This is a genomic window from Blastocatellia bacterium (genome assembly GCA_025054955.1).
Lineage (GTDB): Bacteria > Acidobacteriota > Blastocatellia > HR10 > J050 > JANWZE01.
The window spans coordinates 1-11,142 of the sequence record JANWZE010000015.1; the positions used below are offsets into that span (position 1 = coordinate 1).

The 11,142-nt window shown below is 57.4% G+C and carries 13 protein-coding genes and 1 pseudogene; all 14 read right to left on the minus strand.

Annotated features, from left to right (window positions below):
* Nucleotides 1–135, minus strand: a pseudogene (locus NZ823_01345) (hydrogenase accessory protein HypB).
* The gene (gene hypA, locus NZ823_01350; protein MCS6803773.1) at nt 132–479 is read right to left on the minus strand and encodes a hydrogenase maturation nickel metallochaperone HypA; all 348 of its coding nucleotides are present in this window, start codon (nt 477–479) and stop codon (nt 132–134) included. The pseudogene NZ823_01345 and the gene hypA overlap by 4 nt, the downstream one beginning before the upstream one ends.
* Before the next feature lie 16 nt (nt 480–495).
* On the minus strand, nt 496–735 hold the full coding sequence (locus tag NZ823_01355) for a hypothetical protein (protein ID MCS6803774.1): 240 nt from the start codon (nt 733–735) through the stop codon (nt 496–498).
* Nucleotides 736–800: 65 nt separating this feature from the next.
* Nucleotides 801–1,373 (minus strand): hydrogenase maturation protease, encoded by a 573-nt coding sequence (locus NZ823_01360; protein ID MCS6803775.1) that lies wholly within the window; start codon nt 1,371–1,373, stop codon nt 801–803.
* A gap of 60 nt (nt 1,374–1,433) precedes the next feature.
* A complete protein-coding gene (locus NZ823_01365; protein ID MCS6803776.1) occupies nt 1,434–2,873 on the minus strand; it encodes a Ni/Fe hydrogenase subunit alpha in 1,440 nt (479 codons plus the stop codon).
* Entirely contained in the window at nt 2,870–3,808 is a 939-nt protein-coding gene (locus NZ823_01370; protein MCS6803777.1) for a methyl viologen-reducing hydrogenase, read from the minus strand. Before NZ823_01370 ends, NZ823_01365 begins: the two co-directional genes overlap by 4 nt.
* Before the next feature lie 60 nt (nt 3,809–3,868).
* Nucleotides 3,869–4,291: a hydrogenase iron-sulfur subunit gene (locus NZ823_01375; GenBank protein MCS6803778.1), complete on the minus strand. Its 423-nt coding sequence runs from the start codon at nt 4,289–4,291 to the stop codon at nt 3,869–3,871.
* A gap of 91 nt (nt 4,292–4,382) precedes the next feature.
* Nucleotides 4,383–7,634, minus strand: coding sequence for an FAD-dependent oxidoreductase (locus NZ823_01380; protein MCS6803779.1), 3,252 nt, complete (start codon nt 7,632–7,634; stop codon nt 4,383–4,385).
* 11 nt (nt 7,635–7,645) lie between these two features.
* Nucleotides 7,646–8,065, minus strand: a complete 420-nt coding sequence (locus tag NZ823_01385) for an ATP-binding protein (protein ID MCS6803780.1) — start codon at nt 8,063–8,065, stop codon at nt 7,646–7,648.
* Nucleotides 8,066–8,067: 2 nt separating this feature from the next.
* Entirely contained in the window at nt 8,068–8,790 is a 723-nt protein-coding gene (locus NZ823_01390; GenBank protein MCS6803781.1) for a PHP domain-containing protein, read from the minus strand.
* Nucleotides 8,777–9,133, minus strand: coding sequence for a DRTGG domain-containing protein (locus NZ823_01395; GenBank protein MCS6803782.1), 357 nt, complete (start codon nt 9,131–9,133; stop codon nt 8,777–8,779). Before NZ823_01395 ends, NZ823_01390 begins: the two co-directional genes overlap by 14 nt.
* A complete protein-coding gene (locus NZ823_01400) occupies nt 9,130–10,056 on the minus strand; it encodes a CBS domain-containing protein (GenBank protein MCS6803783.1) in 927 nt (308 codons plus the stop codon). The genes NZ823_01395 and NZ823_01400 overlap by 4 nt, the downstream gene beginning before the upstream one ends.
* The gene (locus tag NZ823_01405) at nt 10,053–10,403 is read right to left on the minus strand and encodes a hypothetical protein (GenBank protein ID MCS6803784.1); all 351 of its coding nucleotides are present in this window, start codon (nt 10,401–10,403) and stop codon (nt 10,053–10,055) included. Before NZ823_01405 ends, NZ823_01400 begins: the two co-directional genes overlap by 4 nt.
* A 22-nt stretch (nt 10,404–10,425) precedes the next feature.
* Nucleotides 10,426–11,142, minus strand: a 717-nt coding sequence (locus NZ823_01410) for a 4Fe-4S dicluster domain-containing protein (GenBank protein MCS6803785.1), incomplete at its 5' end; no start/stop codon positions are given.

Consider the following 11,142-nt stretch of genomic DNA (forward strand, 5'->3'; position numbering starts at 1 on the left):
GATGAGGCTGGTCTTGCCGGAGCCGGGCGAGCTGACCATGTTGAGGGCCAGGACGCCATGCTCGGCCAGCCGCGCTCGATTTTGCCCGGCAATCTCATCGTTCTTTTCCAGAATCTTTCGCTCGATGGTGATCACGGACATCCCTCTTCTTCCACCTCCAGTTCTATCACATCCAGCTCGTTGCCGGAAATGAGTTCGACATTAGGGCTGTCGCAGTTCGGACAGATGAAGGCGTACTGCTCGACCTCAAAGTCGCAGCGACAGTCGGTGCAGCGGCTCACGATGGGGACGTGCTCGATTTGGAGTTCGGCCCCCTGTGCAGCGGTTCCTTCGCTTGCCACCCCGAAGCAAAAGCGCAACGATTCCGGGATCACACCGGCCAGCTCGCCGATCCTCAAGCGCACGACTTTCACCCGCGCCCTGCCATTCGCGGGCGCATACCGCGCGATCACCTCCAGAAGACTCCTCGCGATGGACATCTCATGCATGATGGCTCTACTTGTCCTCTTCTCGGATGATGTAGGCAGGCAGTTTCCCGTAACTCATCAGGAAGACCATGACGATTGATCCGAGGATGACGATCGAGATGACCACCCACTCGCTCAGGCTCAGCCGTTGTCCCGTTACCTGACGGACAAAGGTTGAGTAGGTGAGCCATCCCCACACGGGCAGCATGATCACGGTGACCATCCAGGCGATCCATTTCGGCAAGTAGACCTTCTTTTCTTTGACCATGATTCATTTCCTCTTTGGCTGCGTTGGACGACCGGGCATGTTTCTCTTGCGCCTCAAGAATACCATCAACGAGGCTCAACTAACAGCTCCCGAGGGATCGCCGACAGCAAGCGGGCGATCTCTGCCGCAGCCCGCGGGATGGCTCGCGCCACCGGGTCGGACAGTCCAGGCTCGACGCTCTCCGGCACGCGCCCGATCTGACAGACAATCACGCGAACGTCAATGCCGACAGCTTTCAATTCTTTCGCCAGATTCGATGATGGAACCTGGTGAAGTGAGAAGTCATCGCTTTTCTCCACTGGCAGGTCGTCGAGCGATAGCTCGAAGATTTCTCCAGGCGTTCGTCCCTTGTCCACCGCGTCAATGAGAATGATCTGCCGGGGTCGTTCCGAGCTGAGGCAGAGCGTGAAAAGGAGCTTGCGCGCGCTCGTGCCGACGTCCATCGCGTAAACATCGTCAGGGAGCCGATAGTGCTTTTGAAGATACTCCACCGCCTCACAGCCGAACCCGTCGTCGCCAAAGAGCCGATTGCCACAGCCAAGCACCAGCACCGGCTTGGCGCAAAAGTCAGGCAGATAGTCCTCGCCGTTCATCTTCAATTCGTAATTTGCCTTTCGCCACCGGATGAAAGGTTCCAACAGATGACATCATGGTTAACATCCGCTGGCACTTTTCATCCGTTGGCAACGGGTCAAGCTTCAGTTCGCCAGCGAATCAACTAAGCGACCCTGACTGTCGTAGATGTCAATCTTGACCGCGAGCGTGCCGTCGAATTTATGCGTCGCGCAGGAAAGGCATGGATCGTAGGCGCGGATGGCCATCTCCACGCGATTGAGGATGCCCTGGTCGTACTTCCCCTCCTTGATGAGCGACTTCGCCGCTTGCTTGACCGACATATTGATCGGCGCATTGTTGTGCGTCGTGCCGACGATCAAATTGACGTTGGTGAGCATGCCGTTCTCATCGGTCGTGTAATCGTGGATCAACGACCCGCGAGGGGCTTCAACGCAGCCAACGCCACGCGCCGCGCGCGGTTCGACTTTCTTTCGGGTTTCAACGCTGGTGATCTCCGGATCATCGAGCAAGCGAATGGCGTTTTCGGCGTTGTAGAGCAGCTCGATCAACCGCGCCCAGTGATAGAGCAGCGTCAGTTGCGCTGGACGACCGAAGTTCTTGCGGAACTCTTCGAGTTCAGCTTGAGCGAGCGGCGTGTCAATGTAGTCGCACACGTTGATGCGCGCCAACGTGTTGGCTCGATAGATGCCGTTTGGATGATCCAGGTCCATCGAAAACGCTCCCGCTCGCTTGTCGTAGGGGAACTTCAGGTAGCTCCACGGCTCGATGTGCTCGCTGATGTAGTCGGTGTATTGATCGTAGGGGAAGTCAACATACGAACCGTCTTTGGACATCAAGCGGAGCTTGCCATCATAGAGGTTGAGCGCGCCATCGTCTTTGACTGTGCCGATGAAGCCGGTCTCGATGACGCCCAGCGATTTCACCGTATCGAGGTACTGCGGGAAGACATTCTCCTTGGCAAACTTGATCGAGAACTTGGCCAGTTCAAGGGCTTCGTCGGCCATCTTCCTGAGCTGATCGCGTTCAGCCGGCAGCAGCGGTTTGCTGAACCCGCCCGGCACCGAGGCATCGGGATGAATCGCCTTGCCTGCGATAATCTCCAACATCTTCGCCGCCATGTGACGGACACGGACCACCTGTCGCGCCACATCGGGCATCTTGCCGATGATGCCGATGACATTGCGCACTGTGTGGTCAGCATCTGGTCCCATGACGAAATCGGCGCCGGCCAGGAAGTAAAAGTGCAGGATGTGCTCCTCCATGTAGGCGACGCTGTTGCAGAGTTCGCGCAGTTTCTTCCCGGCGGGCGGCGGCTCGACGCCAAAGACAGCATCGGCGGCCTTGCTCGCGGCCAGATGATGCGACCAAGGGCAGACCCCGCAGATGCGCGTCACGATGCGCGGCATCTCCTCGACAGGTCTTCCGATACAGAATTTCTCAAAGCCGCGTAGCTCGATGACGTTCACCCGGGTGTCTGCCACATTGCCGGTCTGGTCCAGTTGAATTGTGACTTTCGCGTGACCTTCGATACGAGAGACAGGTTGAATGACGATAGTATTCATGATGGCTTCCCTCCTTTCGGCACGGGCCGCAAACGACCTTGCGCGCCAGCATACCGGTTGAATGTGGCCGCTCGATCGGGAATTTGCTTGGCATCCAGACCAATCGAAGCGAGTGCGCCCATCATATCCACCATCGGATTGGCCGTATCTGAGAGCGGACCAAAACAGCCGCGGCACGGCATGTAGGCGCGGATGCAACGCGGCACGCCGTCGTGTCCGCCGCACCCGGCTTTGGTGGCCGGACCGAGACAGAGATAGCCTTGCTCCATGATGCAACGCACGGTGTTGAGCGGCTCGCCCGGTGTGAACTCAATCGGCTCCAGCGGCCGCTTCAGTGCAGAGACGGCTTTCTTCTCCCGAATGAGCGGGCATTCATCGCACACGCTCTTGCCCGACAGCGCGAACGTTCTGCCTTCCAGCAACGCCGTCAGCGCTTCGACAAACAGCTCCGGCGTCGTCGGGCAGCCGGGCAGTTTCACATCTACGGGCACGACTTCGTGAATGGCGTAGACTCGGTCAGTCAGCGGTGGAATTTGTTCGTTGGGAATCCCATTGGATTCTGTTGAGACAGAATCCCGATAGACTTTTTCATAAAGGTCTTGCACAGTGGAAAGATTGGCCAGCGCCGGCACACCGCCATAGCAGGCGCATGAGCCCATCGCAATCAGGGTTTTACACTTTCGGCGCATCTCTTGAGCGAGATGTTTGTTCTCCTCGTTTCGGATGCCGCCCGCGATAATTCCTACGTCTGCCTCAGGGATTTCCATTTCGGTTTTCTCGCCGGTTTGACCGAAGAGTTTATGGTCCATGAGGACGGGCATGTGAACAATCTCGAGCTTGGGCAGAATGTCAAGCAGCGGCTCGCCGACATCGAGGATCGTGACTTCGCATCCGCCGCAGATGGCGAACCATTCTTGAGCTAAACGTAATGGCATATATCACCTCCTTTTTGGAGCTTGTCGGTCATCGCGCTGGCTCGAAGTCATCGGCCGCTACTACACCGCCATGCGATAGGGGCTCGGCCCTAAACGCCGGACTTGCTCGACCATCTCAGTGACTACCTGCGCGAAGCGTTGCGCTTCAGAGGCCGAGACCCACTCCAACCGAAATCGTTCCGGCTCCAGGCCGAAATCTTCGAGCATCAACTCAATCGCTTCAGCGCGCGCCTTGGCGCGGAGATTCCCCTCCAGGTAATGACAATCACCCGGATGACAGCCGCAGATGAGCACGCCATCGGCGCCGCTGGTGAGCGCTTCGATGACGAAATTCGGATGAATCATGCCGGTGCACTGCACCCGAATGATGCGGATGTTGGGCGGATATTGAAGGCGTGACGTGCCCGCCAAATCCGCTCCGGCGTATGCGCACCAGTAACAGCAAAACGTGATGATCAACGGTTCAAATTGATCGTCATTCATGGGACACTCCCCGTGAAAATCCCGCGCCAACGGATGAAATGTTCCAGCGGATCGTCCATCCATTGGTGCTCTTGATCCGTTGGCGACCTCCTCATGTCATCACTCCCAACGCTGCCTTCACTTCGGCCACCAATTGCTCCGGTCGGAAGTGCCAGACATACACGGCACGCTTCGGGCAGGTGGCCATGCAGGTGCCGCAGCCTTTGCAGATCGCTTCATTGATCTCGACCCGCTTCTTGAGCTCTCCATTCACCTCGTATTCGACGAGCGTGATTGCCTTAAACGGACACGGGTCCACGCAGTACGCGCAGCCATCGCAGCTTTCGGTGACGACGTGTGAAATGGTCGGTTCAAGCTCGATCGTGTCCTTCGAGAGAATCGTCGCCGCCCGCGCCGCCGCGCCCAAGGCTTGCGAGATCACCTCCTCGATGGCCAGCGGAGAATGTGCGTTCCCGCAGAGGAAAATGCCGTCGGTGGCGAAGTCAAGCGGTCGCAGCTTGCGATGCGCTTCGAGGAAGAACCGGTCTTCGCTCAGCGGGACTTTGAGCAACTGCGCCAGTGCTTTGTTATCGTCGCGCGGAATCGTGGCTGCCGCGAGCACGACGTTATCCACCAGCAGTTGGATCGTCTCGCCGAGTGTCTCATCACGCACGATGACGGAGAGCTTGCCGTTATGACCAACAACAGTAGGCGGCCGATCATCGGCGTAGCGGATGAACGCGACGCCGAGTTTGCGAGCCTTCGTGTAGTAAGCTTCGCGGAATCCGTAGGTGCGCATTTCTCGATAGAGCACATAGATCTGCATGTCGGGGTCCAACTCTTTGAGCTTCAAAGCATGTTTGATCGTCTCCGAGCAACAGGTGCGACTGCAATACGGGCGCTCTTTATTCCGAGAGCCGACGCATTGAATGAAGGCGACGGACTTCGCCGTGAACCCGTTGTTGGCAATGCGCTCTTCGAGTTCATGATGCAGCAGGACGCGGTCGTCCTGTCCATAGAGAAACTCCGTCGGCATGTAGGTCTGCGCACCCGTCGCCACGATGATGACGCCGTGACGGATCTCTTGGGTCGCGCCCTCACCGCCGACGGTGATCTTCGACTCGAAGTTGCCGAGCGAGCCTTTGACCTCGGTGAGCCTGGCGCTAGTGTAGACGCGGATGTTCGGATGAGCGATGACGGTAGCAATCAACGTCTTCAAGGCGGCCTGTGGGTCTTCGCCATTGAGCAAGTAGTAAACGCCCCGCAGGTAGCCGCCAAGCTGGGCCTCCTTTTCAACGAGGTGCACGGTGAACCCTTGATCCGCGAGGGCCAGCGCCGCCGTCATGCCCGCCAAACCGCCGCCGATGACGAGCGCGTCATGGTTCACCTCCAGCGGTCGCGGATAGAGTGGATCGTTCAGTTTCACTTTGGCCACGGCCATGCGCACGAGGTCTTTGGCTTTTTCCGTGGCTTTATCCGGTTCGTGACTGTGCACCCAGGAGCAATGTTCGCGGATATTAGCCATCTCGAAGTAGTAGGGGTTGAGGCCGGCAGCGCGCACGGCGCTTCGGAACAGCGCTTCATGGGTTCGGGGCGTGCAGGAGGCGACGACCACGCGATTGAGCCCGTGTTCCGTGATCTTCTGTTTGATGCGTTCGAGACTGTCGTTGGAGCAGGTGTAGAGATTGTTCTCGGCATAGACGACGCCCGGCAGCGTGCGGGCATATTCGACTACGGCCGGAACGTTCACCACGCCGGCGATGTTCGTCCCGCAGTGGCAGACGAAGACGCCGACGCGCGGCTCCTGTCCTCGCACGTCCATTTCGGGAGGATAGACCGTGGGAGCGATGAGGCTGCCGCGCACCTCGCCGAGCAACGCCATGACTTTGGCCGCTGCTGCCGAAGCTTGCGACACCGTCTCCGGTATATCTTTGGGCTCGGTAAAGGGACCGGCCACGTAGATGCCTTCGCGTCCCGTCTCTACAGGGCCAAAGACGGACGTCTCACAAAAGCCGAAGCGGTTCAGCCGGACGCCGAATGTCTCAGCAATCCGCCGCACGCTCTGTGGCGGTTGCATGCCGACGGAGAGCACGACGAGATCGTATTCCTTCGACACCTTTCGATCATCGTCGGTGAGATAGGTGATCCTCAAATTCTTCGTCTCCGGGATCTCCTCGATCTTCGGCACGCGACAGCGAATGTAGTTCACCCCCAACTTCTTGGCTGTCTCGTAGTAGGCCTCAAAACCTTTGCTGAAGGCCCGGATGTCCATGAAGAAGATGTCGCACTGGAGATCTTCGCCCGCGTGTTCTTTGGCGATGATGGCCTCTTTGGTGGCATACATGCAGCAGACCGATGAGCAGTAGTCGCGCTCGTAGTCGCGCGAGCCCACGCACTGGATGAAGGCGATGCGCTTAGGCGGCGTCAAATCCGACGGACGCAGCACCGCCCCTCCGTACGGACCGGAAGGGGAGAGAATGCGCTCGAATTGTAGCGAGGTGATGACATTCGGATAGCGTCCGTAGCCGAAGTCATTATTGGCTCTGGGCTCGAAGATCTCGTAGCCCGGTGAGAGGATGATGGCACCAACATTGAGCTGTATCGTCTCTTCTTTCTGATCGAAGCGAATCGCTTTCGCTTCACACACGGCTTCGCAGATTCCGCAATCGTTGTACTTCAGTCGCACGCAGACGTTGGGATCAATGGCCGGCTTGTTGGGAATGGCTTGGGGATAGTAAATCGAAACGGCCGGTCGCTCGTTGAGCCCCATGTTGTAGGGATTGAGAATAGGGATGGGAACATTCGGCGAGGCCAAGCTCCTCACCTTCTTTCCCACCGGGCAGATGAAGTCGCACGCGCCGCACGTCCAGCAGATGGGATTGTGCTTGCCAAAGGGAGGCTCCAGTTTCTTTCTCGGCCCTCGGCCGGTAAACCCAATGGCGCTTCGTCCCATGCGCTCCTGACACATTCGCACGCACAGTCCGCAGTAGATGCAATCGTCGTACTTCTTCTTGATGCGCGGCTCATAGACGCCGTATTCGGCGGCGATGTGCCGAATAACATCCGAATCGGGGCAGCGGGCCAGGAGCAGTTCGGCTGTAATCTTTCGCGCCCGCCGGACGCGCTCCGTATCCGTGAAGACGCTGAGACCGTCAAGCGCCGGATAGGTGCACGAGGCTTGGACAGTCGGTGGGCGACCGGGCGCATGAATCTCCACCACGCAGAGCCGACACGCGCCGTAGGGCGTCAGCGCCTTGTGATAACAGAGCGTCGGCACGCGCAGCCCGCATTTTTCGATGGCCGTGAGGAGATTGGTCCCCTCCGGCACTTCGACTGTTTGATTATTGATGGTCAGACGGATCATGACGGATCACCTCAATCGGCATTCACGCTTTCAAAGTGAAAGCGGACCTCAGGGTGGGTTCTTCTCAAACAACGCACGGTCTCCTCGATGTTGCCCAGAGGCTTTCGATCAATATGACTCAGGCGGAAGATAGCCGTCACCGTCGTGCCCTTGCCTGGCGCACTTTTGATGTACACTTTCCCTTCCGCCTCTTCGGCAGCCTGTGCCAGCAAAGGCAGCCCGAGACCGATCCGCTTACCCTCCTTCGTTGTGAAGAAGGGATCAAGCGATCGGCTGACTGTTTCTTCGTCCATGCCTTCACCATCGTCTATGATTTCGAGGATGAGGCGGTCTTCTCGCTTGCTCTGGGACAGGCGAACAATGACATTGCGGGCTCCTGCTCGCAGAGCGTTTTCCACAATATCCAGGATGTGCAGGGACAGGTCTTCCATGCCTAGATCCTCACCATTCGTCCCTCCTGGCCCAGGAGACATCGTTTTATTTCGTTCAGGCTCACGCTCCTCATGAAGAATGTTGTGACCCTCTGACCGATGCGGTCCAGCGTGTGCGCATCGGACGCTGTGATGAAGGGAAGGTGATGCGGCTGTGGGATGAGCTCGCGCCGGTGAGGATCTGCCAATTCCAGCGCATCGAGAGGCAAGCCATCAGGGATAAAACCAAGCTGACCGATGATGCCGAATCCCTCCCGGTCCACATGAGCGGCGATGGCCAGCCCGCCGAGATCGTGGATCAGGGTCACCAACTTCTCCAACGTGAGATCGGTTGCTCCGATCAAGAGTTTGGGACAAAACCCGAGGACCTCTTCCTCTTCGTTGACGATCACTTGTTCGCCATAGAGCTTCTCATCGTTGGTTCCGTGAAGATTCTCATAGACGATTTCTTGAAGCGAGAAGAGGTGTTCATCATTGCCGAAGAGTGCGACGATGTGCACCTCCTCCTTGGACGTTACTTCCATCCCCCCGATCACAGCGATGCCTTCGCGGGCGGCATTTATTCCCACGGCGGGAACATTCTCAGCCGAGTTATGGTCACAGATGCTGATCACATCCAGACCCCGTCGTTTCGCCGTGCTCACGATATTGCGCGGCGACATCTCCAGCTCCGCACACGGCGACAGACAGGTATGAATATGAAGATCGGCCTTAAACTCTCGCATCGTTCCTGACTCCCAGCTCACATAACCTGCACACAACGTCGTAGGTCGAGAGCGAGCTGACCATGATCGGGATGTGTTCTTCTTCTGCCTTGCGCAGCGTTTCTTCGTCCGGCATTCTTGCGTTGACGATGATGATCCCAGAGAGTTCTTTGGCGCTGGCCACCGCCACAATGTTGGCGTGCGTCTGAAGCGTGATCCAGATATTCCCCTGACGAGCATGAGCAAGAACATCGCTCAGCAAGTCGCCGGCATAGCCGCCCGTCACCGCACGGTCGAGCAGACGTTCACCGGTCTTCACGACCAGTTTCAGTGCCTCAACGATATTTTTCAGTGTCAGACTCATGTGTAGACCGTGAATTGAAGACTTGTTCCTTCTCCGATCTTTGAATCAATTGTCATCTGGTCGGAGCAGTTTTTGATGTTGGGCAGCCCCATGCCGGCGCCAAAGCCGAGTTCACGAACCCAATCGGGCGCCGTCGAATAGCCCGGTTGCATGGCCAGCTCAATGTCGGCGATGCCAGGACCCTGATCCGTCGCCGTAACGGTGATCTTCTTGGGTTCAACGGTGGCAACCAGTTCGCCTCCGGGCGTGAAGATCACGATGTTCATCTCAGCTTCATACGAAGCGATGGCAATGCGTCGCGCGAGCTGCGGCGGAATGCCGAGCATCTTCAAATCCCGTTTCAATCGGCTACTGGCTTGGCCCGCCTTCTCGAAGTTTCCTCCTTCAACGGCATAGCGCAGCATGACGGCGCTTCGATCAGAACAAAGTTGCGCATACCAATGGTTCGCTCTGTATTGCTGGAGTTCCTGCTTGTGATAATTGACTTCCAGGCGCCGGAGCAGGCAGCGAATGATGTCCACCTTGCTCAGGATGCCGACGAGTTTGTGGGTCTTCCGATCAATGACCGGGAATCGGCCGTAACCGTAGCGCTCGAATTTCTCGACAGCATGCACCAACGGCTCGTCCCTGAAGAGCGTGACGACGTTCGTGCTCATCCGTTGCTTCACCGGCTCGTGAATACGTCCCTCGCAAAGCGAACGGATCAGGTCTTCGATGCTGACAATGCCAACCAGCTCGCCTGCCTTGATCACAGGCGTGCTAGAGATGCGGTGTTCTTTGAGGAGGCGACGGACATCCTCTATCGTATTGTCAGGCTTCACGGTGATCACCTTTCGGGTCATGGCTTGCTCGACTCTCAACTCGTAGATCAATTCCTGCGTTCTGCCCACCTGGAAGACCTGGTTGACTTCGTCGTTTTTCATCTCTCCACGCAGCCCCTCAGACCTTGCAGGTACAATCGCCCACAACTTTCGTACATGGGCAGATCAGTGCTCAGAAGGATCAGACCTTTCTGCTCAGCCAGTTTCATGGTGTCGCCCTGAGGTCTTTTCCCGCGCACAAAGCAAATGAGTTCAATGTCGGCCACCTCGGCCGTGTAGATGGCTTGGGGCGTGGTCAGTCCAGTGAGCAGAATGGCGCCAGGCGTGGCGAAGGTCAGCACGTCGCTCATCAAGTCGGAGGCACACGCTCGGTTCACTATGACCTCCTTGCCGGAGGGGTTGACCAGCAGCTTGGCCTGGAGCGTTTCGATGATCTCCTGAAGCGTCATCAGCAAACCTCGTGTCAGAGGATCACACGCGCGCGTGTTCTTTCACCGATTGCGTCGGTTTTTTCTTGCGCTCGACCATAATCCCTTTGTCCACCGGAGGAACCGGCTCGCCCGATATTATCTTCACAGCATTGAAGCGCGGCGGGCAGACCTCCAGACACGTGCCGCATTTGGTGCACCTGGTTTGGTCTATGACATGAACAATATGCTTTTCGCCGTAAATTGATTCCGCCGGACATTCGCGCTGACAGATCAAGCACGCCTGGCAAAGTTGCGGATCAATCCAGTAAGCGATCAGATTCTTGCACACCTTAGCCGGGCAGCGTTTCTCCTTGATGTGCGCTTCGTACTCGTCGCGGAAATATCGAATTGTCGTCAGGACCGGATTGGGCAGCGTCGTTCCCAGACCGCACATCGAGGCGTCCTTGATGGCATGGGAGAGTTCTTCCAGGAATTCGACGTCACCTTCTCGACCTTCACCGTCGGTGATTCGCGTCAGCACTTCCAGCAGCGCGTCGCTTCCATCGCGGCAGACAGTGCACTTGCCGCACGACTCATCGTTGGTGAACTGGATGAAAAACTTCGCCACATCCACCATACAGGTATCTTCGTCCATCACGATCATGCCGCCCGAGCCCATCATTGAACCGGCCTGGGTGAGGCTTTCGTAGTCAATCGGCAGATCAATCAAGTTGGCAGGAATGCAGCCACCGGATGGTCCGCCGGTCTGAACGGCTTT